Raw genomic sequence first — 25,021 nt, 5'->3', positions numbered from 1 at the left:
ACCATTGTAAGGAGTCCGTGCGGGATTATCTTTGAATACGGTGTCTGATTTTTTGTACAATCCGGACATTTGGTGATGATTAGCTCAGGTTCTGTCTTCCGTCTGCAAACTGCGACCTGCGGAACCGGGCGGGGGAGACACCAAGCTGCTTGGTGAATACGCGGGTGAAATAGTGCACAGACTCGAAGCCGCAGCGCTCGGCGATGTCTTTGATGGGCAAGTCGGTGTGCAGCAGCCAATCCTTGGCTTGTTGGATTCTTCGTTCCTGAATATAATGGACGAAAGTCTGGCCCAGGCAGGCCTGGAAAATCCTCGACAGATGACGCGGAGAGATATCCAGTTCCAGGGCCACTTGGGCCATGTGCAGCGGGGAGGACAAATTGTCGCGGATATAGCGCCTCGCCCGCTCCAAATGGCGGTGCTCCCCGCTGTCCTCCTTGATCGCCCCGGCCTGCAGATGGGGTTCGGGGGAGAACGCCTGCGGGAAGGAATGCAGCAGGGCAAGCGCCAGATGGTTCATCGGCAGCCGGGACACCCCCGCTTCGCTCTCGGCCAGGCTGAAGAGAGTCCGCCAGATTCGGGCAGAGAATGCGGCGGCCTCATGCGGGGCTATGGCCTGCCCTCCGGCGGCGAGATCCTGAAACGGCTTGCGGCCGGCCGCAGAGCTTAGAGCTTCGTCGATTTCAAAGGCAATGAAGAACAGGACCAGCCCCTGCTCACTGCGGATCTGGTGCCAGATGCCCGGACGCGAGCAGAACAGGGTTCCCGGCTCCAGGGGGAAGAGCGCATCGTCATCCTGGTAAGAGCCGGTGCCTTGCTGGACATAACAGACTTCAAAAAAAGAATGGCGGTGCAGGGAATTATTATAATGATTCGGCATGAAGCCCCAGTAATGAATATGAAATGAGGTTTGTCCGTCACTGACATTTGAGATATGCTGATTCAAAAGTGCATTGGCTTTACGGTACGCAAGGCGCATGGCGGGACCTCCTCATGGTGTAGGCTTCAATGAATGGATAACGTTTGCTTATGATTCTATCAGACATCAGGAGGGAACTCTATGTTTACCATATTGATCGTGGATGATGAGAAAATTGAACGGGACGGCATCCGGGGGCTGATCGCTGACATGAACTACGAGCTGCATGTTATCGAAGCAGAGAACGGGGAGAAGGCGCTGGAGTCTCTTCGTCTGAACCCGGTGGACATCCTGCTCACAGATATCAAAATGCCCTTCATGGGCGGACTGGAGCTGGCGGAGCAGGCCAGCCTGGCGCAGCCCTCTCTGGAAATTATTATCTACAGTGCTTACGGGGAATTTGACTATGCCCGCCGGGCGCTCTATACCAATGCTTCCAGTTATCTGCTGAAGCCGATTGATATCGAGGAGTTCGCCGGGGTGATGTCAGGCGTGATACAGAAATGCGCAGATAAGGCCACCCAGCAGCGCCGCACTGCCGAGATGATGCAGGGGTATCACAAGGGCCTGGAGTATGAGAGGGAGAAGTGGCTGACCGATGTGCTGAACGGGGTTCAGGTGATCGTGGATGATGCTGCTCTGCCGTTCGGAGGGCAGCCGGCCGCTCTGCTGCTGATTGATTTCAAGGAGCGTTTCTTTGACCGCAGCTACGAGGCATTTGAGCAAGCGGCAGAGCAGCTTGCAGCCGGTGAATATGAGCTGCTGAACCTGAATGAATATCAAAGTGTGCTTATGGTCCCTTGCCCAGGCAGCGGCGGACAGAAGAGGATCAGGGAGATGGGGGAAGCACTGGCGGAGCGGATCGCGGAACGCTTTTACCGGCATTGCTGCATCGTATACAGCCCCGTGATCTCCGATTGGCAGGGGATTTCAGCGTGTTATGAGCAGATGGAGCAGACGCTGGACTACAAATTCTTTTTTGAGGATACGGTGGTGCTGTTTGCCGGAGATGATCTGGCAGGCCGTGTCCCGGAGCTTGTCAGCACCGAGACGCTGATGGCCGATATCAACCAATTCATTCACCATGGGGAATATGCAGGCGCTGCCAAAAGCATTGAGCTTCTGTTCAGCCACTTGAGCCGGAACGGCGGATCTTCTGCAATCTATGTCAAGTATCTCTGTTCGGACCTGGTGCGGAATGCGTTTGAACAATCGTCACGCAGGCAGAAGGAGGATTTCCAGCGAACGGTAGAGCGTATCTTCAAAAGCGATTCGATTTTCGGGGTGAAGCAAGTGCTGCTGCAGGCGCTCTCGGAAATAGAACCGGACAACGGCCCTCCCGATGAGAGCAAACGTCATATTGTCCAGCAGGTCATCCGGATTGTGGAGAAGGATTTCAGGGAGGATATCAGTCTGGAGGTTATAGCAGGGCGCGTATCGCTCAATCCCAGCTACCTGAGCCATTTGTTCAAGAAAGAAACCGGGCAGAGCCTGATCAAATTCATCACTCAGCAGCGTCTGGAACGGGCACGGCATCTACTGGACAGCACCAATATGAAAATCGTCGATATCGCTGAACATGCCGGCTACTGGAGCTCCTCCTACTTCTGCCAGACCTTTAAAAAATATTACGGCATCAGTCCGCAGAAATATCGTGAAATACTGAACGAATAATAGTACGGCTTCTTGGAGAGCACCTGCGGGTGCTTTTTACTTCCAAATTAATTGACGCGTATCCAAAGAATTTGGGATTTCGCTCCCTTCCACGCTAATCTACAATTTAACTGTAAGCATGAAAGCGTTTTATAAAAAAGTTTGGGAGGGGCATCTATGAGATTGAAGAAAATTCGTGTTATGGCAGTGCTGCTGTCCATGGTGATGATGCTGGGAGTGCTGGCAGCCTGCGGCAGCAGTTCTAAGGAGGAGAAGGTTGCTGCGCCCGCCGGCAGTGAATCCACGAATGCCGGAGGCAATGAACCATCCGCCGCCGCCAAGGAGGACGATGGACCCTTCAGCAAATATGAAGAACCCGTTACCGTGTCTCTGGGGAGACAGGGGGTATCGGGGAACAACCTGCCGGCAGGAGATACGCTGGAGAATAACAAGTATCTGAAATATGTTGAGGACCGCCTGAACGTAAAGGTGAAATACGATTTCTCGGTGGAAGACCAGGATGCGTATAACCAGAAGGTTACCCTGGCGATCTCAAGCAATTCCCTGCCTGACATTCTGGTGGTGGATGAACAGCAGTTCAAGAGAATGGCCAAAGCGGGTATGCTGGCCGATCTGACCGAAGTATTCGATCAATATGCCTCGCCGCTGATTAAGGATTATTACAACTCCTACACGGGAGACCGGGTGCTGAACACCGGAAGAATCGACGGCAAGCTGATGGCGCTGCCCAATACCAACATCGACGGCAATTATCAGCTCCTGTGGATACGCCAGGACTGGCTGAACAAGCTGAAGCTTGAGACCCCCCGTACCATGGATGAAGTGAAGACTGTGATTAAGGCGTTCAAGGAGCAGGACCCTGACGGTAACGGGAAAGCGGATACCGTTGGTCTGCTGGGCGACAAAAGTGTGGTCGCAGACGGCGGCTTCTTCACCTTCGATCCGATCTTCAATGCCAATCATGCCTATCCGAAGAACTGGTTCAAGGATGAGGGAGGAAACATCTTCTACGGCTCCACGACTCCAGAGACCAAGCAGGCGCTCTCTGAGCTGAGAGCGATGTACGCGGACGGATTGATTGACAAAGAGTTCTTGACCCGGAAATACGAGGATAATGCCGGGCTGGTGTCAAGCGGCCGGGCCGGTATCCTGTTTGCCCCCTGGTTCGGAGGCTGGGCGTTGTCTGATGCGGTGAAGGCCAACCCGGAAGCGGATTGGGTGCCGCTGGCTGTGCCGCTGGACGGAGACGGCAAACGGAATATCGTACCATCCACGCCGTCGGGAACCTTCATGGTGGTGAACAAGAAGGCGGAGCATCCCGAAGCCGCCTTGAAAATGCTCAGCGTGGAGTATGAAGGCATCCGCCTGATTGACCCGGCAGCACAGGAGCTGTACAAGGATCTGGGGGTAGGCTGGCTCAATTATCCGATTAATGTACAGCTGGATTATCAGGATTCCCTGGCACGCGATGTGCCGATCTATGAGAAGGCGATTAAGGACAAGAAGCTGGACGATCTGCCGGCCCGCATCCTGCCGAGAGTCAAGGCGGTCTTGAAGAATAATGAAAATCCGAAAAAGGATATTCCCGCCTATGCCGATTCACTGGCCTTCTATACTGCCGCCTCCATCACCGGAGCGAAAGAAATTGTGAAGGTGGAGCCTGTGTTCTACGGCAAAACAGAAGCGATGCTTAAAAAGGGAGCCAATCTGGAAAAACTCGAAAACGAGACCTTTTTGAAAATCATTACCGGCACTTCTCCCCTTGAAGAATTCGACAAGTTCGTGGAGACCTGGAAGAGCATCGGAGGGGAAGAAATCACCAAAGAGGTTGCTGAGGCAGTTGAGTCACCATGAGAAGCAGAGCTTCCATCTGGAATTACCACCTGATGCTGCTCCCCGGCATATTGCTGCTTATAGCATTCAGTGTAGTTCCGATGTTCGGAATTGTGATTGCCTTTCAGGACTTTCAGCCTACACTGGGCATCTTCCACTCGGAATGGGTGGGCTGGGAGAATTTCGAGTATATGTTCAGCCTGCCGGACAGCAGGCTGATTCTCGGCAACACCCTGAGCATTGCACTGATGAAGATCATTGCCGGACTGACCGTTCCCTTTGTATTTGCACTGCTGTTCCATGAAGTGGCGAATATTAAATTCAAGCGCACCATCCAAACGATTGTGTACCTGCCCCATTTCATGTCCTGGGTCATTCTCTCAGGAGTGCTGATTAACCTGCTTAGTCTGGACGGCATTATCAATCAGATGATCCAGTGGTTCGGCGGCGATCCGGTTATGTTCCTCCAGAGCAATCACTGGTTCCGCTTTGTGATCGTATCGAGTGATGTATGGAAGGAATTCGGCTTCAATACGATCATCTATATCGCTGCCCTGACTTCCATCAACACCAATCTGTACGAAGCTGCCGCCATTGATGGAGCGAACCGGTTCCAGCGGTTAACCAATATTACGATTCCGGGCCTGATGACCACGGTGATTCTGCTGGCGACCTTAAGCCTCGGCAATGTGCTGAATGCGGGCTTCGAGCAGATTCTCAACCTATATAATCCGATTGTCTATGAGTCGGGGGATATCATTGATACTTATGTATACCGTTCAGGATTGCTTGAAATCCAGTATGGACTGGCAACAGCGGTAGGCCTGCTCAAATCGGTCGTAAGCTTTGTGCTGATTGCCGCTTCCTATGGTCTGGCTGCCCGGTTTGCCAACTACCGTATTTTCTGACAGAGGTGATTTGCTGTGATCCGAGGAACCAGCCGGACTGTTGATATTGTGATTTATTCTATTCTAACCGTGATTGCTTTTCTCTCCTTGGCCCCCGTACTGAATACCCTGGCTATTTCGTTCAGCGGCAAGGTGGCGGCCATGTCGGGGCAGGTCTTCTTCTGGCCGGTTGATTTCAATCTGGAGGCCTATAAGTCGGTCATCAGTGACCGGAGCTTCTTCACTTCCTTTGGCGTATCTGTGAAAAGGGTACTGCTCGGAGGAGCCATCAATCTGCTGGTTACGGTGCTGATGGCCTATCCTTTATCGAAATCGAACAAACATTTTCCGGGCAGAAATATCTATATGTGGTTCGTGATCTTCTGCATGCTGTTCAACGGCGGGCTGATCCCGTGGTATATGACGATCAATACGTACGGGCTGCTCGATTCCATCTGGGCGCTTGTGCTGCCTACCGCCGTTCCGGTATTTAATGTGATTCTGCTGATGAACTTCTTCAAGGGCGTTCCGAAGGAGTTGGAGGAGGCTGCCGGGATGGATGGGGCGGGGGCGTGGAGAACGCTGGTGACGATTTTTATCCCCATCTCCCTGCCCTCACTGGCGACAGTCACCCTGTTCTCGGTCGTCGGCCACTGGAATGCGTTTTTTGACGGGATGATCCTGATGAACCACAAGGAGAATTGGCCGCTGCAAACGTATATCCAGCAATTGATTATCAGCGTGAATTCGATTATGAACACCACCGATCCGGAAGAGATCAAGCGTCTGTCTAACATGTCGAGCCAGCTGCTCAATGCGGCCAAGGTGATGGTCTCGATGATCCCGATCATGCTGATCTATCCGTTTCTGCAGCGGTATTTCGTCAGCGGAATCGTGCTCGGCGCCGTCAAAGAGTAAGCGTACACTGCATGTAAGCGGGTGTCCCGTAAGCCGGAAACGGCTGGGGACACCCCTTTGCTATTTGGGGGCAGAACTCATGCGGCGGACCGCTGCTTTTACCGATTGTTATTTGCCGGGGGCAATGCTACGTTATAAGGACAAGAGGCTTAAGACAGGAGGGGTAGATCTGGAGCGCCCAGGCCGGTTCATCAGGAATTTAAGAATTAAGCATAAGCTGTTTGTCTCTTATTTGCTCGTTATCATTATTCCGCTCAGTGTGCTTGGCTGGTATTCGTATGACCAATCCAGGAGTCTGCTCGTTCAGCAGGCCCGGCTGACCTTAACCGACAATGTGTCGGAGATCGCCGCCAATCTGGATTATAAGTTCGGCAAGCTCAATGCCGCGCTGGACTCGTTCACCTTCAACTCCAGTGTAGTGTCCGTCTTCAACAATGATTACTCGGATAATTATTACTATATGTACAATGATCTGAACACCATCGTGGAGCCGCTGTTCAATACGCTTCTGTTCCTGAACGAAGAGATCCGCCAGTTGACGGTGTATACAGGGAACAACATCACGGAGCGGAAGAATACGATTCTGCCGATTAGCAGCGTATCCGGGAAGCCATGGTATGAAGCGGCGATGGCCAGCGGCCAGACGCATTGGATCAAGGAGGGAACAGCCTTATCCGCGGTGCGGAGAATGGTGGGCGGCTCGGGAACGCAATATGACAACCTGATCTACTTAGGCTTTGACAGCAAGGATATGTTTGCGGGTCTGACCAATGTGGTCTCCGGTGAGTACGGCGTTCTGGTCGAGAATGGAGCGGGAGAGCCTGTGTATGACTATCACAACGGGCTGCCGTCCTTCGAATCGGCTAAGGAAGCGGAAGAGCACGCGAGCGATTTCATCGTGATCTCCCAGGCGCTTGGCGTGACGGGGTGGAAGCTTGTCTTTTATATGCCCAAGAACTCGATCGGTGTTGATGCCAAGACGATTCTCCGCGCCACCATGCTCACGGTCGGGATTTGCCTGCTGATTCTGGTGCCTGCGGTCTGGCTGTTGTCGAATGCATTCGTGAGAAGGATCTACCGTCTGAACCGCACGATGAAAAGGGTGACCCGAGGGGACCTGCATGTGGATATTGTGGTCGATTCCAATGACGAGATCGGCGAGCTGACCTCACGGTTCAAGGATATGCTGCAAAGTCTGAATGAGCTGTTCAATGAAGTCTACCGCAGCAAGGTTGTGCAGAAGGACGCGGAGCTGAAGGCGCTTCAGGCCCAGATCAATCCGCATTTTCTCTATAACTCTCTGTCGCTGATCAACTGGAAGGCTATAAGCATTAAAGCGTATGACATCAGTAAAATCACCACAACCCTCTCGAAATTCTACCGGACGACCCTGAACAGGGGGCAGGATGTCATCAGCGTCCAGGATGAACTGGAGAATACGAAATCTTATATTGATCTGCAGCTGATTATGCATGACCACAGCTTCGATGTAGTGTACGAGGTGGACCCGGAGGTGCTGGGCTATCACATGATCAAGCTGATTATGCAGCCTATTGTAGAGAATGCGATTGAGCACGGCGTGGACAACAAGCGGGAGGGGCGCGGCAGGATCAGCCTGCGGGCTGGCTTCGAAGAAGATACGATTGTATTCAGCATTGAAGACAACGGTCCGGGAATGACCCAGGAGACGATGGATACGGTCTTAAGCAGGCAATCCAAATCGTATGGACTGTTCAACGCCCAGGAGAGAATCCGGATTTATTTTGGCGAGGCGTACGGGATCACGATCCACAGCGAAATCGGCCAGGGTACGACCGTGGTGGTGAGAATTCCCAGAAGGGCCAAGTAACGAATTCAGGAGACTGGATTAACCCATAATCAACGCCTTGATGTCATGAAAGTGACCAGGGCGTTATTTTGTGTGCGGATATGCATGTTTCCAGCGGCAAGCTTGCCCTCTGTATCTTCATTAGCGGGACTTTAGGTCTGGAGCATAAATTCCGAAAAAAAGGTATAATGTTACTAAATTATGTCCCCCATTTTCTCAGAGGAGGCTCTAGCTTTGTCCGACACACTATTTAAGCACTTGTATATGCGGTCCTCAATAGGATATGCGGCAGTATCCATTACGGATGGAACTATGCTCATGGCCAACCCTGCGCTTTGCGGGATGTTTGGATACACCGAGACCGAACTCAAGGAGCTGCGTTACCAGGATATCGTCTTTCCGGAGGAAGGGTCTACCCTGGATCACGGGCAGATTGTGAACTATTTAATAAGCAGCCCGGATATGGCTGTAGATACCGAAAAGCGGTTCGTACATAAGAATGGCGAGATGCTCTGGGTTGCCCTGCATCTTTTTCTGATCATTGATGAACAGACCGGCCCTCCCTCCCATCTGGTTGCGGAGATGACTGATATTACCGCACGCAAGATGGCGGAGAAGAAGATAGAGGAGGACCGCCAGCTCTTCGAGCTGATTACGGAGCACACCCCGGATATGATTTCATTCGCCGATCCCGATGGAACGCTGCGCTACGTCTCCCCGTCAGTCGAAACGCTGCTCGGTTATACGGCAAGCGAAATGATCGGCCGCAACAAAACGGATTATTACCATGAAGCGGATGCGCTGGAAATGACCGAACCGGGTAAGCTCTACTCCGACAGTGACACCTTTACACGCAGGGTCAGGCATAAGGACGGCCATTATCTTTGGACCCAGAGCTCCTTCCAGGTGGTGCGGAATCGTGAAGGCGAAGTGCGGCAGATCCTGACGATTGCCCATGACATCACCGAGCGGAAGAAGGTTGAAGATATGCTGGCTGCCGCGCAGGAGCTGGGGCAAATGGGCTCCTGGGAGTGGAATTCCGTACATGAGCAGCTGATCGTCTCCAGCCAGCTGATGGCCATCTTTGAATTAGGCGGGAACTGCGGAAATCATACCGTGATTCATTATGCTCAATTGCTTGACTGTGTAGTGCCGGAGGACCTGGACAGATTGCGCGAAGAGCTGCGTTATACGCTGAAGTCCGGGGCTAAGGGCGAGGCGATTTTCAGAGTGAAGGGCAGCGAGGAACGTAAGTCTATCTATGCGCACTGGGAGGTAATCCTGGATGCCTCCGGCAAGGTTCAGCTGATCCGCGGTATGGTGCAGGATGTGACCGAGCGCGAGCGGATGGAGGAGCAGCTGCGTGAGAGCGAGAACCGCTACAAGTCGCTTTTCGAATATAACCCGTCTGCCATCAGTGCCATGGATCTGCAGGGGTACATACAGTCAATGAACGCCAGTCTGGAGCAGCTGACAGGATACAGCAGGGAGACCCTGATGCATTCAAGTTACTGCGAGATTATTGAAGAGGATGAACTGGAGCATGTGAATATGCGGTTTCTGGCGGCAGCCGGAGGCATGGCCCAGACCTTTGACACCCGGGTGATCCGTCACGACGGGGAGAGGGTGGAGGTAGGGATGATTTATGTCCCTATGCTCATTGATTCTGAAGTGGTCGGCGTATTCGCCATTACCAGTGATATTACAGAGCCTAAGCGGTATCTGGAGCAGATTGAGAAGCTTAGCTATGAGCATGCGCTGATCCTGAACTCTGTATCTGAGGGGATATTTGGCATGAATCTGGAGGGGGAGACGGTATTTATCAATCCCGCTGCGTCTGTCATGCTCGGATATAACCCTGGGGAGCTGGCTGGAAATATCAAGCTGCATACGATAGCGCAGACCTGGATGGACGGCGAGCTGTATCCCGGAGGACACCGGACGCTGGCAGAGCTGCTGAAGACCAACCTCTCTTATGAGCAGGAGCAGGAAGGGATCTTCTGGCGTCAGGACGGCTCCAGCTTCCTGGTCAAATACCGGATGACGGCATTATATGATAACGGAGAGCACAAGGGGGCGGTGGTTGTTTTCCGAGATATCACCGAGGAGAAGGCCGTGGAGCGCGCCAAGGAATCTGCGGAGAAGGCTGACCGGGCCAAGTCGGAGTTCCTGGCGATTATGAGCCACGAGCTGCGTACGCCGATGAATGGAATTATCGGGATGGCCGATCTCCTGTCGGGAACAGAGCTTACGGAGGAACAGCAGTATTACACCCAGATTATCAATAAAAGCGGTGCCGCGCTGGTACATATTCTCAACGAGGTGCTGGATTTCAGCAAGATTGAATCCGGCATGATGACGCTGGATCTGCAGCCGGTGGATATCCGGCAGGTCGTACAGAACGTCTGTGAGCTGTTCTATCCGCGTATCCAGGAGAAAGGGCTGGTTCTGCGCAGCCATATTGAGCCCGATATTCCGGCTGTTGTCATCACCGACGAAACCAGGCTGAGGCAGGTGCTGGTGAATCTCGTCGGCAATGCGGTCAAGTTCACGGAAGAAGGCGAGGTCGGCGTCTCAGTGAAGCTGGAGGCTGCCGGGGAGCCGGGCTCGCTGATTCTGAGGTTCTCGGTAACCGATACCGGTATAGGCATTCCGCAGGGCAGCCAGAACCTGTTATTCCAGTCCTTTTCCCAGCTGGACCCTTCGATCAACCGCAAGTACGGCGGGACGGGACTGGGTCTGGCGATCAGCAAGAAGCTGGTGGAGCTGCTGGATGGCGCCATCGGTGTGAACAGCGTCGAAGGGGAAGGCTCGGAGTTCTACTTCACCATCGGCGTGATGTATTCGGTGGAGGAACCGGGCCAGGCGCAGCTGGCAGGAGCTGCTGCCACTCAGGAGTATAAGGGCGGAATCTTCAATCTGGATTATCCCGAGGGTCAATACGGGCCGTTGTCCATTCTTGTCGCGGAGGACCATCCGGTGAATCAGCAGATCCTGCAGACTTTTCTCAAAAAGCGCGGCTACACCTCTGACCTGGCAGTGAACGGCGAGCAGGCGGTAGAAGCTGTACGGTCCCGGCATTATGATCTGGTGTTCATGGATATTCAGATGCCGGGCATGGACGGGATTGAAGCCACCCGGCAGATCCGCGAGGCGATGGGGCTGTCCCCGGTGATTATTGCCGCCACTGCCTTTGCACGCAAGGAAGATGAAGAGATGTGCCTCCGGGCAGGGATGCAGGACTTTATTCCCAAGCCGATCCGTGGAGATGAGCTGGACAGAGTGCTGAGGGAATGGTCCGGCAGCATCCGCAGATAGTCTATTAATATAAAAGGCCGGATAGCTGGCAGGCAAAGCTAGCGCTATTCACGTTGACAGCTTTCCCTTGTCTGCATTACTATTATATAAATCGTAAGAATTACGAATATATAACGGTAAGCGAAAGGGTCAATAGAGTGAAAACGATGAAGCGCGGAGATTTCCTGCTGATTCTCATTGTATTGCTGGCCGCCGGTTCCATCTACGGCTACAAGTGGTTCTCTAACCACAATCATCCGTATAAGCAAGGGGAACTGGAGGCCGTAATCACCGTGAACGGCAAAGCCTACAAGACTGTACAGCTGACCAAGGAAGAGCAGATTATTGATATCCGCACCAAATATGGTCATAACACGCTGAAGGTATTCGATTATGGTATTCAGATGACCTATTCGGATGCTCCGCTGACCATTGCGCTGGACATGGGATTCATCTCCCGGCCGAAGCAGCAGATTATCTGTATTCCGGCCCGTCTCCTGGTGGAAATCTCGAACCCGGAGTCTTCGCTGGAGGATGACGATGCGCTGGATGCGGTCATCTAGTCAAGGCTGCAGCTCTGTCCATGCCGCTGCGGCATCGGCGTTCGTGTACACATAAGGTGTGGACGGTGCTGCCACTGCGGTTATGCTCTGCGGAGCGATCTGCAGAGTCTCTACGCCCTCACGGAGCGTCACATGAAGCTTGCCCCGAACCTCAATCCAGGTATCGGCGGGCAGGCTTATTTGTGTACCCGGCTCTAGGAGAATGCCAAAAGGAGTGGCATCTGCCGTACAGCACTGGACCAGGAAGCGGCTGACTGCGTAACCGGATTGGCCGGACCCTTGCGGCTCACGGTACAGGAAGCCTGATACAGAGATCTCCTTACCCTCGAATTGCGATTTGTACAGGTTAAGGGCGCCCAGCGTTTCCGAGAAAATCTCAGGGAACACAGGGATGACGGGCTGCCTGTAGAGCTGGCCGGCCAGCTCTGCAAATTCAGCCTCATAAGGGTTGGCCGGTGTGAAGCTAGCCCTGGTGCCGGGCTCAACGGCAGTGTAAGACAGGGCAAGGCCCTTCTTGGCCGCTGCGGCACTGCCGAGTGCCCGGTCGGGCAGCAGGAACCCGAGCAACAACGGGAGCAGGAACAGGCTGTACAGCGCGGAGCTGCCCAGGAATGAACGGGGCAGGCGGTGCTCGCAGTCGCACAGGGCAGAGCTTCTGCCAAGCACAGCTTGGAGCCCGAGGCTGAGCGCCATCAGGGAGAGCGGAACCGGGCATAATCTGATCCAGCGGGCCAGCTTAGGAGCAACATAATAATGGAGGGCATCCTGCTGGACCAGATGTCCGATATAGAGGGCGAAGGCGAGCAGAATAACCGCCCTGAGTACATAGTGAAACCGGATGCTTCCGGAGCTATTCATGCAGATCCTCCTCCAGTTATTCGGAATTTCAGGGCAGCTACAGCCAGAATGAAGCGAGCACGGAGCCGGTGAAGACGGCCGCGGCAATGAGGAAGAACAGGTACAGGGCGAATCGGGTTTTGAACAGCGCGAGCAGCATCAGGGCGTTCTTGAAATCGAGCATCGGTCCCAGCACCATGAAGGCGAGCAGCGCCCCGGCCGGGAAGGTATGCAGGAAGGTGGACGCAACGAAGGCGTCGGAGGTAGAGCAGAGCGAGAGTGCGAAGGCCAGTCCCATCATGAACACGTAGGAGCCGAGCGGACGGTCACCAATGGCGGACAGGCTGCTCTGATTCATGAAGGTCTGGATTCCCGCAGTCAGCAGACAGCCGATGATCAGGAATTTGCCCATCTCAAAAAATTCATCCGACGTATGCACCAGGACCGCCGCCGCCCGTCCCCCGCGTAGTGTGCCATGCTGCTCTTCGCTTCCCTCCCGGCGGATGGACAGGCGCAGCGGCGATCTGCGGACGGTCCCGTAGATGATCAGGCCAATGCATGCCGCTACGGCAAAAGCCAGTCCCATCCGGGTGTAGGCCAGCTCCGGATGGGAGCGGAAGGCTGTCAGGGTTGCTCCGTAGACGACCGGATTGAGGATCGGACCGGACAGAATGAAGACGATGGCAACGTAGAGCGGCATCCCTTTGTGCATGAGGCGGCGGACCAGCGGAATCATCCCGCATTCACAGACGGGGAAGAGTATCCCGAGCAGGCAGCCGAAGAGAATCGCCGGAAGCGCGCGGCGCGGAATCCAGCGTGAGATCAGCTCGTCCGGCACGAAGACGCGGAGCAGGGAAGAGAGCAGCGCGCCCAGCAGGACAAACGGCAAGGCCTCCAGCAGAATGCCGAGGAATGCGGTTTTGAACGTGTCAACATAGCCGTTGTCCAGCAGGCTTAGATGCCCGGGCAGCCACAGACTGCCCGCTGTGAGCAGAAAAGCGGCGGAAAAGAGCAGCGGCAATATTTTAAACGGCGTAAGGGTTGTCAAGGGTTCATCGGCTCCTTCCCGCACAGGGTTCTTAGCTGAATAACGACGCCCAGCTGCGGCTGATTGCCTTCTCGTCCAGATTCAGACCGATGCAGACGATATAAGGCTGGCCCGGGTAGCTTGATGCCTCCCAGGAAATACGGTTACCCGCCAGCTGCACCAATTGCACGGACTCCCGGCCTGCCAGCCGTACATGGCCCTTGGCCCGGAGCAGACTGTAGCCCCATTGCCGCAAAAATTGCTCCAGCTCCTCCTGACGGAGGCTCCCGGTCCATGCCGGGGGAACGGTTAACGTCACTGCTGCCACTTGGGCGAAAGAGCCGTCCGTTTCGGATTCAGGCTCATGTACTGCCGCCATGCTGCCGCCGCTCCTACTGCCCGTGTTCATCCGCTGGAGGGTGGCGCCGCTGATATTGCCGGGACCGCGCCGGGGAGCAGAGCCCTTAAATCCGCGTACAGCGATGCCTGTCAGCAGCGGGGCGAGATTAATCTGGCTGTAGTGGGTGAATACAATCTCGGATTCCGAATTTTGCTTGTAGACCATCTTCTCAATCTTCCACAGAGTCTCCGGTTCTACCAGATCGCTTTTGTTGACGATGATGAGATCAGCGGTGGTGATCTGCTTGCGCAGGGTGCGGACGAGCTGCTTGTCGGACGAGAAGCGGCTGCTGTACTCCAGTGCATTCTCGGCATCCAACAGTGTAATGGCGTGGTGCAGCTGCAGCCGGTCTGCCAGCGCCGGTGCCAGCAGCGACTTCGTGATCTCGTCCGGGTCAGCTACCCCTGTAAGCTCGATGTAGATGATATCCGGACGGCGCATTAGCAGGGCGGTCAGGCTGCGCGGCAGTTCCTCCTTGCGGCTGCAGCAGATACAGCCGTCCAGCAGCTTTTCCACACTTGTGCCGGTACTCTCCTGCAGGATATAGCCGTCCACATCCTTTGCGTCCAGCTCATTCATGATAACCCCCGGGTTCAGCCCTCTCCGTTGGCTCTCCTTCAGCAGACTCAGCAGCAGGGTTGTCTTTCCGCTCCCCAGAAATCCGCTCAGTATAATCACAGGTATCTTCATGGCTCACTCTCCCGCTCCAATAGTACCGTCCCCATAAGAAGGCGGCCAAGCCGCTTCCGCTTGTAATTCCATCTATACGTCAAGCTTATTCAGGAAAGAACACTAATCTAAGAGAGTTCAAATGTTCCTGGACAGCTGTTGACAGCGGAGGGCGGGAGCGTGTAGAATGTGTAAATCGTAATAATTACGATTAAACAGAAGGGAGCTTGATTGAAATGAGAGTAATCGTTACCTTAGCCTGTACGGAGACGGGCGACCGCAACTACACCACTACGAAGAATAAGAGAACGACACCGGAACGCCTGGAGATGAGAAAATATTGCCCGCGCCTGAAGCGCATCACGCTGCACCGGGAGACCCGCTAAGCTGCGGAGTGTTTCTAGCATGAAAATATAAAGTACAAGGAGAATACAATGGACAAAATTCCTGTAACAGTGCTAAGCGGATATCTTGGCTCCGGCAAGACTACACTGCTCAATCATATTTTGCATAACCGTGAGGGCCTGAAGGTCGCTGTTATCGTCAATGATATGAGTGAAGTGAATGTGGATGCGAATCTGGTGAAATCCGGCAGCAGCCTCTCCCGCACCGAGGAGAAGCTGGTGGAGATGTCCAATGGCTGCATCTGCTGCACCCTGCGCGATGACCTGCTGCGCGAAGTGAATCATCTCGCCTCGGAGGGGCGCTTCGATTACATTCTGATCGAATCCTCCGGCATCAGCGAGCCGGTCCCGGTGGCCCAGACCTTCACTTACCCGAACCCGGAGCTGGATATCGACCTGACAGAGCTGGCCCGGCTGGACACGATGGTTACGGTGGTCGATGCCAATCGCTTCTGGCATGATTTCGCCTCGGGCGACAGTCTGCTGGACCGCAATATGACGGCGGGCGAAGACGACTTCCGGGATATCGTCGATCTGCTGATTGATCAGATCGAGACCTGTGATGTGCTGCTGCTCAACAAGTGTGATCTCGTGGAGGAGGCAGAGCTGAACAAGCTGGAGGCCGTTCTGCGCAGTCTTCAGCCGCGCGCGAAGATCATCCGTACGGTGAACGCACAAGTGGAGCTATCCGAGATTCTGAATACGGGATTATTCGATTTCGAACAGACCAGCCAGTCGTCCGGCTGGATCGCAGAGCTTGCCAAGGAGGAACACACACCGGAGACTGAGGAATACGGCATCACCTCCTTCGTCTACCGCCGGAGAGTACCGTTCCACCCGCAGCGGCTGAGCTTCTTCTTCAGTAACTGGCCCTCTGAGGTTGTCCGGGCAAAAGGATTGGTCTGGCTGGCAGCCAGCGGTGATCTGGCAGCGACCATCAGCCAGGCAGGGCCGTCGATCCAGTTCGGTCCCGCCGGTTATTGGCTGGCTACCCTGCCGGAGGAGCAGCAGCAGGAAGTGCTGGCTGCGGAACCGGATGTGCTGGCGAAGTGGGACGAGCAGTGGGGAGACCGGCTGAATGAGATCGTCTTCATCGGAGTTCAGATGAACCGTGAGGATATCGAAGCCCGCCTGGACCGCTGCCTGCTGACCGCAGAGGAGATGAAGCAGGACTGGACGGCATTCAACAACCCGCTTCCTTGGCCTGTCGAGGAACTGCTTGCTGCCGGACAGGAATAGCTGCTTCTGTAAATGATAGTCTGCAAAGCCGGAATCCTTTGTGCGGATTCCGGCTTTGTGCTGTATAAGGATTAGGCGCTACGAAGGCGCGTGGGCAAAGGCGAATGTATGCGAAAAACTCGGATCGAATAAGGTTAATCAGTGCGATTACGATTAATTTATGGTTTTGGGTTTACAAATCGTAATGATTACGATAATATCAATGAAGTTGAAACATAATCGTAAATATTACGAATAATAATTAATACTTCATTTGTTTAATCCGTGGAACAGGGTTGGGCCGAATTACAAGTGTCTAACAATAGACGCGGTAGTAACTACGGCAGCAGCCGTAGGACCAAGCACGGAATCAGGTACGGAATCAGGCACGGAGCAAGCACGGCAGCGCTACAGCGGGCCGGAAAGAGAGGGGGAGGAACGATGATTTTGTCATCCATCAGGGATGTGGTATTCGGTTACGGGGATGAGCCGGTCATTGACCGCTTGTCGCTGGATCTGGAGGCCGGACAGTTCATTGGGATTACCGGACCGAACGGGGCAGCGAAGACCACGCTGCTGAAGCTGATGCTGGGCCTGCTGAAGCCTTGGAGCGGAACGGTTACGCTGAACCGGGAAATTACCGGAGGGGGCAGGCTTACAATCGGGTATGTGCCGCAGCAGGTTGCCTCCTTCAATGCCGGATTTCCGAGCAAGGTGATTGAGCTGGTCCGTTCCGGCTGCTATTCGGGGCTGGGATTGTTCCGCCGCTTCACTAAGGAACAGGAGGCGCTCGTCGAGAGCAGCCTGCGGCAGGTGGAGATGTGGGAGTACCGTAACCGGAGAATCGGTGAGCTGTCCGGCGGGCAGAAGCAGCGGATCTGCATCGCCCGCGCGCTGGCCCAGCAGCCGCAGGTGCTGGTACTGGATGAGCCGGTAACCGGGATGGATGCTGCCAGCCGCACCGGATTCTATGAGCTGATGCGGCATTATGTCAGCCGCCACGGCCGGACCGTCATTATGGTTACACACGGCCTGGAAGAGACAAGTTCCTATCTGGATACCGTGATTACGCTGGAACGCAAGGAGCAGGAGGGCTGGACATGCTTGGTTACGAATTCATGCAACGCGCATTTTGGGCAGGAGGCCTGATCGGGCTGATTGGACCCTTGCTGGGAGTGTACCTGATGCTGCGCAGGCAGGTACTGATGGCCGATACGCTGTCGCATGTCTCCCTTGCCGGAGTAGCACTGGGTTCCGTACTGGGATGGAATCCTGCTCTGAGCGGATTCGCTGTAGCTGTAGCAGGAGGTCTGATTATTGAACAGCTGCGCCGCTCTTACCGTACATACAGCGAGCTTCCGGTTGCTATTATTATGACCTCCGGCCTGGCGCTGGCCGTTGTGCTGATGAGCCTGAAGCAGAATCTGACCAAGAGCTTCAGCTCCTATCTGTTCGGCTCCATCGTTGCCGTAAGTGATACTCAGCTTAAGCTGATCGCCGTGGTGGCCGCAGCCGGTCTTCTCTACTTCATCATTCTGCGCCGCCCATTGTACAGCCTGACCTTCGACGAAGAGACGGCCGCTATCAGCGGTGTTCGTACCGGGTGGTTGTCCTTCTCGTTCGCCGTCCTAACCGGCATGACCGTTGCCGCAGCTATGCCGGTGGTGGGTGTGCTGCTCGTATCCGCTCTGATTGTGCTGCCCGCTTCTATAGCGCTGCGGATTGCATCGGGCTTCACGGCAGCCATAATGATCTCCGTCGGTGTGGGGCTGACCGGTGTGTTCAGCGGGCTTACAGCTTCCTACTATATTAACACGCCTCCAGGAGGCACGATTGCACTCATTCTGCTGGTATTTCTGCTAGCTGCCATTACCGTACAGAAGCTGATCCGGTTGCAAAGCCGCCGGAGCCTGTATTCCTCCAAAGCCAATGAAGAAAAGGGGTCTCACAACATATGTTAAAATTCAACACCAATGCAAAATCCACTTCGGCTGCACAGTCCACATTCAGAATCCGTCATCTTGCCGCCTTGTCCCTGACTGCCATGCTGGTGATCTCCGGCTGCGGCAACAACACTGCGACGAAAGCTGCGTCTACCAGTAGTCCGGCGGCTTCACCATCGGCTGCAGTTGAAGCCTCACCAGTACCGGCAGCAGATAAATTGAACATTAAGGTTAGCTTTTATCCGATGTATGAATTTACGAAAAGCATTACCGGTGACCTCGCCAATGTGGAGGTGCTGGTCCCGCCCGGAGTCGAGCCGCATGACTGGGAGCCAACGGCGAAGGATATGGCCGATATTACAGATGCAGATGTGCTTGTATATAATGGCGCAGGCATGGAGGGCTGGGCGCAGCAGATTGTGGACGGTGCTGCCGGAAGTGATCTGATTACGATAGAGGCGAGTAAAGGACTCCAGATTATCGAAGGAACAGAGCATGAACATGAGCACGAGCATGAGCACAGCCATGAAGAGGGAGCTGCGGGAGAAGCTGACCACGACCATGATCATGAGCACCATCATGATGAATCCGCAACAGAAGGAAGCGGCCATGACCATTCCCATAATGATTCCTCTGCCGGTGAAGCAGACCATGATCATGACCATGACCACGATCACGACCATGGCGGGCTCGATCCGCATGTCTGGCTGGACCCGGTGATGGCTATCAAGGAGGTCCGCACCATTGAAGCAGCACTCTCCGCAGCTTTTCCAGGGAATGCAGCCGCCTTCCACGCTAACAGTGATGCTTACATCGCCAAGCTGGAGAAGCTGGATCAGGATTTCAGAGCCGGGCTTCAGAACACAAAGCGTAAGGACTTTATTACCCAGCATGCCGCCTTTGGTTATCTGGCACAGCAATATGGCTTGACTCAGGTGCCGATTGCCGGGTTGTCGCCCGAGCAGGAGCCGTCTGCTGCACAGATGGCCAAAATTGTGCAGTTCGCCAAGACGAATAAGGTGACTACGATCTTTTTTGAAACCTTGGTCTCCTCCAGTGTCGCCGATACTATTGCCCAGGAAATAGGAGCCAAGACCGCCGTGCTGAACCCAATTGAAGGATTAACAGAGGAAGACGCTGCCCGTAATCTCGATTATCTGAGTCTGATGCGGCAGAATCTTGAAGCGCTAATCCAGGCGTTGAACGAATAAGAACGAAGGAGCTGATCTATAGTGGCCAAGAAGTCAAAGGTTGTAAAGGAACAGAAGCGGCAGGAGCTGGTGGCGAAGTACGCTGACAAACGCAGAGAGCTGAAGGCGGCGGGCGATGTGATGGCACTGCAGAAGCTGCCCCGGGATTCCTCAGCCACCCGTCAAAAAAACAGATGCAGCGTGTCCGGCAGACCGCGCGGCTATCTGAGTACATTCAAGATATCCCGGATCGTCTTCCGGGAGCTGGCACATAAAGGGCAAATTCCGGGCGTTACCAAGTCCAGCTGGTAGGCTGTTAACTTCATAGATGCTATAACGTTAAGACGGCTGATCTCTCTGGTCTACAGGAGCCAGCCGTTTTGCTGTGTTCATAGACTTTGCCGGATCTGGCAGAGTGGACTATGATAGAGAAGAGGGAACAGCTATATAGATACATAATCTGAACAGGAAAGAAGGAGCTGCATGACCGGGTATTGGAGTAAGAGATTTGCGCAGGAGGGAATGATCTGGGGCAGTGAGCCAAGCCCGTCGGCAGAATGGGCGAAGCGGAAATTCCAGGAGGCAGGAGTATCCACTGTACTCGTTCCGGGTGCCGGGTATGGGCGGAATACCAAGGTATTCTCTGCTGATTTTACTGTATACGGGATAGAATTAAGTGAACCGGCGCTTGAGCTGGCCGCAGCATGGGACCCGGGAACTAGCTTTATTGCAGGCTCGGCACTGGAGCCGCAGCTGGGGCAGCCTGTAGATGCCGTCTACTGCTACGATGTTCTGCATTTATTCCTCGCCGGGGAACGCCGCAGGCTGATTGAGGCCAGTCTCAGTCAGGTCAGGACGGGAGGACTGCTCTATTTCACCAGCTTCTCCGATGAAGACCCCCATAACGGCTGCGGACGAGAGCTGGAGCCGGGCACTTTTGAATATAAAGAGAATAAATATGCCCACTTCTTCAGCGATGCCGATTTGCGGGAGCATTTTGCCGGGACGGAGATTCTGGAGACAGGTTCATTTACCGAGTCGTTGCAGAACCCGCAGGGCGGGACTCATGAATACATACTAAGAACGATCCTTGCGATCAAACGGTAACTGCCTTCTGCGAAAGAAACGTCAACATGGCCCCTCCCTGCGGCGAGAAGGACCCTACTGTGAACCTGATGCGTGCGTGTTCCCGCTTCTTCCTGCGGCTTCCTATTAATGAAGGTTAATGCAGCTCGCAGTCGGCGAACAGGATATGCCGCGGAATGCGGAAGAAATTCTCGGCCTTCTCCTGCAGGGCCAGGGTAGGCAGATGGCAGTGGTGCAGCCACTTGCGGAAGGTGCCGGGATGGACGCCGATCCAGATGCTGACATCGGTTACCGAGAAATCATATACCATGCAGAGTCCGGTCAGAATCGCGTTGTGCTGCGGTGAATGGGCGAGCGTTCTTTTCATGAAACGGGATGGGGTCGGCTGGCACACAATCGGACTTTGCCGCAGAAGAGCTTCATTGAACAGGATATGGGGCGGATAGCCTAAATGGCGGCAGACCTTGTCCAGATTGGTTCTGGAGGGAATGCGTCCTTCATATACCCATGCGCTTACGCTGCGTGAGGAGACGGAGAGCTCTTCTGCGAGCCGGGAGAGCTTCATGTCCTTGGCCATCAGGATGGCCAGCAGAACGCGGTTGCGGATCTGGCTGCGTTTGGGGCGGCGAAATCTTTTGACCCGTACGCCTTGTCCAAGATATTTGCGGTTGATCAGAGACCAGGCCTGAATTTTATGTGTTTCTTGCTGATTTTTAGCCATAATACCTCCGGGTGTACTGATTTAATGAAGTGACGGATCATCTAGTTTAGCTGTTATGACTTTACCATTTCATCACGGCATTCGTCCAGAGTGCAAAGCTCCTGTTTTGGCCATGAACCAAGATTGTTTCAGTAATGCTGCAGTTTATGATATATTTTGAGTAATCAATTTCACATTAATCAGGCTGGGAGCGGGATAGATGATCAAGCATATTGTTTTCTTCAAATTAAAGGACCGGTCCCCGGACAAGGTCGCAGAGACTGTTGCAGTCCTCCGTAATATGGAAGGAAGAATTCCGCAGCTGCTGTCCATTGAAGTCGGGGCCGATCTGATTCACTCGGAGCGTTCGTTCGATATCGCCCTGGTCACGGTGGTGGCCTCGATGGAGGATCTGCAGGCGTATCAGGTGCATCCGGCCCACAAGGAAGTCATTGCCCATATCAACGAGGTCAAGGAGCTGTCGGTAGCGGTCGATTACGAGATCTGAGACTGTACGTACTTGCAAGGCTGGAACCCATTAAGCACGGAAAGCGGTGAGCGGAATGCGTGAGCTTGAGTATCCGATGGAAGCATTGACGTATTTGATTGTTTTTATGGCGGCGTGTGTCGTGATGGTGTTCTGGCTGAAGCGCCGGGGCAGGCGGGGGAAATAACGGCAGTTCATGTTAAGGAAGATCACTAAATACCGCAGGGTGGAGGGTCAGCTGTGTATTATGTCAACCGGAAGCAAATAGAAGTTATTCTTGAACAGATCCCTGATCTTAAGCGAGGTCTAGCACATGCAGCTTCTGCCTGGGACGGCAGTACGCTCTTGGGTCTGGTGCAGGAACGGTGCTTACATCTGGCCGTTGAAGTCGTGACGGATGTGGGCAGCTGTCTGATTGACGGGTTCATTATGCGTGATGCCGGAAGCTACGAGGATATTATATCTATTATCCATGAGGAAAAGGTGCTGGGAGACAGCGGGATCTACGAGGATCTGACCTCGCTGGTCGCCTTGCGCAAGCCGCTGGTTCAGGATTATTTCGTGTGGGAACGCAAAGAGCTGCACCCTATGACCCGGACGCTGCCGGATATTCTGGAGAAGTTCGCCTGCGAGGTGCGCAGGTATCTGGATCAGGAGCTGGGCAGCGGGGTCACGGGCTAGCTGAGCCGGGGCTGTGTGCATACAGACAGAAAGGAGGTCCTTTATGGCGAAGAAAAGTCAGGAGAGCGGTTCAACCCGGCGGATGATTATGACGCTGCTGAAGATGAGAGGTCCGCTGACGATCAGCGCTCTTGCTGAGGAATTGGGAATTACCGAGATGGGAGTCCGCCGCCATGTGCTTCAGCTGGAGCAGGAGTCGCTTGTAAGGACCAAGGTTGTGCGCCAGGCCATGGGACGTCCGATGCATGTATATTCGCTTACCGAGCGGGCGGAGGATCATTTTCCCAAAAGCTATCACAATCTGGCGATGGAGCTGCTGCGCGAGCTGGACCTCGGAAGCGGAGTGGATGCGGTCAATATGCTGTTCGAAGGCCGCAAGCGGCGGATGCTTGCCCAGTACAGCAAGGTGATGCAGAGCCGTGAGCTGGAGGAGCGGGTTGCGGAGCTGACAACCATTCAGAATGCCGGGGGCTATATGGCGGAGTGGGGCAGGGAAGAGGACGGCTCTTACACACTGCGGGAGTATAATTGTCCCATCCGTCAGGTGGCTACCCAGTACCGCAAGGCTTGCCAGTGCGAGCAGCATTTGTTCGAGGAGCTGCTGGAGGCGAAGGTGACGCGCAGTGAGTGTATGGCGGAAGGCGGCCAATGCTGCCGGTATGCAATCACGCCGATTCCCAAGCAGAAAACTTCCGAAATCAAGGGCTGAACAGTCACAGGACATCCTCTCTATGCTTATGATATAGCAGAAATAGGCGATCGCCCGGGTGGCCGGGCAGAGGCACAATAGAATCCAAAGGAGAGATTGATGATGAAAAAAGATAACAAAAACTTGCTCTGGGGCGTACTTGCCGGCAGTATTGTAGGATCGGTGACAGCGCTGCTGTTCGCCCCTAAACCGGGTAAGGAGCTGCGTAAGGATATTGCCGAAGGCACAACGGATGCGGTGGATAAGGTTCAGGTTATTGCCGGCCAGGCCAGCGAGAAAACTACAGAGATCTACGGTAAGGCCAAAGAAGCAGTAGTCTCCGTAGTAAGCGAAGTTAAGGATTGGAGCAAATCCGTCAAGGATGCGGTGGAAGAAGCAGATGTAGCTACTGTTAGCGGCATTGCGGAGCAGGCTGTGGAAGTTACCGATGCAGTGGAAGCTGTACGCGACGAGGTGGCTGCATATGAGGCTGCTGAGGAAGCGGCAGTGGTGGAGGCTGAGATCGAAGCTGTGACCGGTACAGATGCAGCTGTAGCGGAAGCTATCGAGGACGGCAAGACCGCAGGAAAGCTGTCCTAAGCTTGATGTAAAAGGTATGGAGCCGTTTTCCGCTGCACAGGCGGGAGGCGGCTTTTGCGTGTGGTTAGGGCTCCGCTTATCTTCCCTACTTGAACTGAACCGGCAAATGGGGTAATATCTGCAATTGGGGCTGAAATCCTGGTACACATTATTCCAGCCTTACATAAGCTACACAAAACGAGTTAAAGGATGCGGTGTGTTCGTGCAGCAGGCAATAGCAATATTAGACTCAGGCGTAGGAGGATTGACCGTAGTCAAGGAAGTGATGCGACAGCTCCCCCGGGAGAAAATCATCTATTTCGGCGATACGGCAAGAGCCCCGTACGGACCCCGTTCCACTGAGGAAGTGAAATTGTTCACTGAACAAATCGTGGACTATTTAATTCAATTTAATCCTAAAATGATCGTCATTGCTTGCAACACAGCAACAGCAGCAGCGCTTGATTATATCTCCGCCAAGGTAGCCATTCCTGTGATCGGAGTCATTCACCCCGGTGCCCGCGCCGCCATCAGCGCATCCAAGACCGGACAGGTCGGCGTGATCGGGACCATCGGCACGATTACAAGCGGTGCCTATACGGCGGCGCTGAAGCAGCTGTCTCCCTTTGTTCAGGTGGTCAGCCAAGCCTGCCCGGCGCTTGTGCCCTACGTGGAGCAGGGGTTATTCCGCTCGGAGGAGAGCCATCTGGCAGTGGCCAAATCACTGAACGGGATCAAGTATGAGCCAATCGATACGCTGATTCTCGGCTGCACCCATTATCCGTTCCTGGTCGAGCCGATCAGCAAGGTGATGGGACCCGGCGTCAAGCTGATCAGCTCGGCGGATGAGACGGCCCGGGAGATCAGCACCATCCTCTACGATAAAGGCCAGCTGGCGCGCGGGGATGAGAGTCCGATTCACCAGTTCTTCTGCAGCGGAGATGCGGAGATCTTCCAGCGGATCGCCCGGGACTGGCTGGGCGAGCAGATCAGCCGGACGCCAGTAGTCTGGCAAGTATCTACTATGTAGGCTTGGGAGCATTACAGCGGCGAACTGAATAGGGACAAACCCTTTGCGGGAATGTCCGGAGGATGAGACCGGGAGGGCTTCCCGGTCTTTTGCTGCCGGATTCTTCGTGGACAGCTCTGCACAGATCAGATCCGGGTTCCGGGTTGCTACATTTCCACATGAC

Annotated in this window: 24 protein-coding genes; 19 read left to right on the top strand and 5 right to left on the bottom strand. The window is 54.3% G+C overall.

Translation table 11 applies throughout. The annotated features are described in order from the left end of the window. Positions 1-79: 79 nt before the first annotated feature. A complete protein-coding gene (locus NSS64_RS17710; protein WP_341140973.1) occupies positions 80-979 on the bottom strand; it encodes an AraC family transcriptional regulator in 900 nt (299 codons plus the stop codon). 81 nt (positions 980-1,060) lie between these two features. Between NSS64_RS17710 and NSS64_RS17705 the strand changes: the two genes are divergently transcribed. The 7 genes from NSS64_RS17705 to NSS64_RS17675 all read left to right on the top strand — a co-directional run bounded on the left by NSS64_RS17705 (position 1,061) and on the right by NSS64_RS17675 (position 11,919). Next, entirely contained in the window at positions 1,061-2,593 is a 1,533-nt protein-coding gene (locus NSS64_RS17705) for a response regulator transcription factor (protein ID WP_341140972.1), read from the top strand. A gap of 156 nt (positions 2,594-2,749) precedes the next feature. Beyond that, complete coding sequence (locus NSS64_RS17700) at positions 2,750-4,447, top strand: extracellular solute-binding protein (RefSeq protein WP_340992194.1); 1,698 nt, start codon at positions 2,750-2,752, stop codon at positions 4,445-4,447. Further along, the gene (locus tag NSS64_RS17695) at positions 4,444-5,334 is read left to right on the top strand and encodes an ABC transporter permease (RefSeq protein ID WP_340941995.1); all 891 of its coding nucleotides are present in this window, start codon (positions 4,444-4,446) and stop codon (positions 5,332-5,334) included. The genes NSS64_RS17700 and NSS64_RS17695 overlap by 4 nt, the downstream gene beginning before the upstream one ends. Positions 5,335-5,349: 15 nt before the next feature. Continuing rightward, on the top strand, positions 5,350-6,231 hold the full coding sequence (locus NSS64_RS17690; RefSeq protein WP_341140971.1) for a carbohydrate ABC transporter permease: 882 nt from the start codon (positions 5,350-5,352) through the stop codon (positions 6,229-6,231). A 79-nt stretch (positions 6,232-6,310) separates the two neighbouring features. Further along, positions 6,311-8,080 (top strand): sensor histidine kinase, encoded by a 1,770-nt coding sequence (locus NSS64_RS17685; protein ID WP_341140970.1) that lies wholly within the window; start codon positions 6,311-6,313, stop codon positions 8,078-8,080. 213 nt (positions 8,081-8,293) lie between these two features. After that, complete coding sequence (locus NSS64_RS17680; protein WP_341140969.1) at positions 8,294-11,377, top strand: PAS domain S-box protein; 3,084 nt, start codon at positions 8,294-8,296, stop codon at positions 11,375-11,377. A gap of 146 nt (positions 11,378-11,523) precedes the next feature. Beyond that, positions 11,524-11,919 (top strand): NusG domain II-containing protein, encoded by a 396-nt coding sequence (locus NSS64_RS17675; protein ID WP_341142836.1) that lies wholly within the window; start codon positions 11,524-11,526, stop codon positions 11,917-11,919. On the opposite strand, the gene NSS64_RS17670 is transcribed toward NSS64_RS17675, so the two are convergent. Genes NSS64_RS17670 through NSS64_RS17660 form a run of 3 tightly spaced genes read right to left on the bottom strand, consistent with a single transcriptional unit; the run spans position 11,920 to position 14,873 of the window. Then, the gene (locus tag NSS64_RS17670) at positions 11,920-12,777 is read right to left on the bottom strand and encodes a TIGR03943 family putative permease subunit (protein WP_341140968.1); all 858 of its coding nucleotides are present in this window, start codon (positions 12,775-12,777) and stop codon (positions 11,920-11,922) included. A 37-nt stretch (positions 12,778-12,814) separates the two neighbouring features. After that, positions 12,815-13,804 (bottom strand): permease, encoded by a 990-nt coding sequence (locus tag NSS64_RS17665; RefSeq protein ID WP_340941984.1) that lies wholly within the window; start codon positions 13,802-13,804, stop codon positions 12,815-12,817. A gap of 31 nt (positions 13,805-13,835) precedes the next feature. Then, positions 13,836-14,873, bottom strand: coding sequence for a CobW family GTP-binding protein (locus tag NSS64_RS17660; protein ID WP_341140967.1), 1,038 nt, complete (start codon positions 14,871-14,873; stop codon positions 13,836-13,838). 215 nt (positions 14,874-15,088) lie between these two features. On the opposite strand from NSS64_RS17660, the gene rpmG reads away from it, so the two are divergent. The 7 genes from rpmG (at position 15,089) to NSS64_RS17625 (ending at position 20,714) form a co-directional block, all read left to right on the top strand. Next, on the top strand, positions 15,089-15,238 hold the full coding sequence (gene rpmG / locus NSS64_RS17655; protein WP_036702285.1) for a 50S ribosomal protein L33: 150 nt from the start codon (positions 15,089-15,091) through the stop codon (positions 15,236-15,238). A gap of 48 nt (positions 15,239-15,286) precedes the next feature. After that, entirely contained in the window at positions 15,287-16,495 is a 1,209-nt protein-coding gene (locus NSS64_RS17650) for a GTP-binding protein (protein ID WP_341140966.1), read from the top strand. A gap of 420 nt (positions 16,496-16,915) precedes the next feature. Next, positions 16,916-17,623, top strand: coding sequence for a metal ABC transporter ATP-binding protein (locus NSS64_RS17645; RefSeq protein WP_076078376.1), 708 nt, complete (start codon positions 16,916-16,918; stop codon positions 17,621-17,623). Next, positions 17,575-18,435 carry a metal ABC transporter permease gene (locus NSS64_RS17640; RefSeq protein WP_445321994.1) on the top strand — a complete coding sequence of 287 codons (861 nt, stop codon included), beginning with the start codon at positions 17,575-17,577 and terminating at the stop codon, positions 18,433-18,435. Before NSS64_RS17645 ends, NSS64_RS17640 begins: the two co-directional genes overlap by 49 nt. Next, positions 18,429-19,628: a metal ABC transporter substrate-binding protein gene (locus NSS64_RS17635; protein WP_341140965.1), complete on the top strand. Its 1,200-nt coding sequence runs from the start codon at positions 18,429-18,431 to the stop codon at positions 19,626-19,628. Before NSS64_RS17640 ends, NSS64_RS17635 begins: the two co-directional genes overlap by 7 nt. 21 nt (positions 19,629-19,649) lie before the next feature. Continuing rightward, a complete protein-coding gene (gene rpsN, locus NSS64_RS17630; protein WP_076078385.1) occupies positions 19,650-19,919 on the top strand; it encodes a 30S ribosomal protein S14 in 270 nt (89 codons plus the stop codon). Positions 19,920-20,090: 171 nt separating this feature from the next. Next, positions 20,091-20,714 (top strand): class I SAM-dependent methyltransferase, encoded by a 624-nt coding sequence (locus NSS64_RS17625; RefSeq protein WP_341140964.1) that lies wholly within the window; start codon positions 20,091-20,093, stop codon positions 20,712-20,714. Between the two features lie 115 nt (positions 20,715-20,829). Here NSS64_RS17625 and NSS64_RS17620 read toward each other — a convergent pair whose 3' ends face one another. After that, positions 20,830-21,414: a helix-turn-helix domain-containing protein gene (locus NSS64_RS17620; protein ID WP_036702276.1), complete on the bottom strand. Its 585-nt coding sequence runs from the start codon at positions 21,412-21,414 to the stop codon at positions 20,830-20,832. Positions 21,415-21,613: 199 nt separating this feature from the next. On the opposite strand from NSS64_RS17620, the gene NSS64_RS17615 reads away from it, so the two are divergent. From NSS64_RS17615 to racE, 5 genes are all read left to right on the top strand, one after another. Next, entirely contained in the window at positions 21,614-21,901 is a 288-nt protein-coding gene (locus tag NSS64_RS17615; RefSeq protein WP_036702274.1) for a Dabb family protein, read from the top strand. A 219-nt stretch (positions 21,902-22,120) separates the two neighbouring features. Then, positions 22,121-22,561: a DUF86 domain-containing protein gene (locus NSS64_RS17610; RefSeq protein ID WP_340992208.1), complete on the top strand. Its 441-nt coding sequence runs from the start codon at positions 22,121-22,123 to the stop codon at positions 22,559-22,561. 43 nt (positions 22,562-22,604) lie between these two features. Then, positions 22,605-23,270: a helix-turn-helix transcriptional regulator gene (locus tag NSS64_RS17605; RefSeq protein WP_341140963.1), complete on the top strand. Its 666-nt coding sequence runs from the start codon at positions 22,605-22,607 to the stop codon at positions 23,268-23,270. Positions 23,271-23,369: 99 nt separating this feature from the next. Beyond that, a complete protein-coding gene (locus NSS64_RS17600) occupies positions 23,370-23,849 on the top strand; it encodes a YtxH domain-containing protein (RefSeq protein WP_340941967.1) in 480 nt (159 codons plus the stop codon). A gap of 202 nt (positions 23,850-24,051) precedes the next feature. Next, the gene (gene racE, locus NSS64_RS17595) at positions 24,052-24,858 is read left to right on the top strand and encodes a glutamate racemase (RefSeq protein ID WP_340941965.1); all 807 of its coding nucleotides are present in this window, start codon (positions 24,052-24,054) and stop codon (positions 24,856-24,858) included. Positions 24,859-25,021: the final 163 nt, after the last annotated feature.

Source organism: Paenibacillus sp. FSL H8-0122 (genome assembly GCF_038005345.1).
Taxonomy (GTDB): Bacteria; Bacillota; Bacilli; order Paenibacillales; family Paenibacillaceae; genus Paenibacillus_AQ.
Note: the sequence above shows the minus strand (reverse complement) of the source record. Positions and strands in the feature narration are given on the sequence as shown.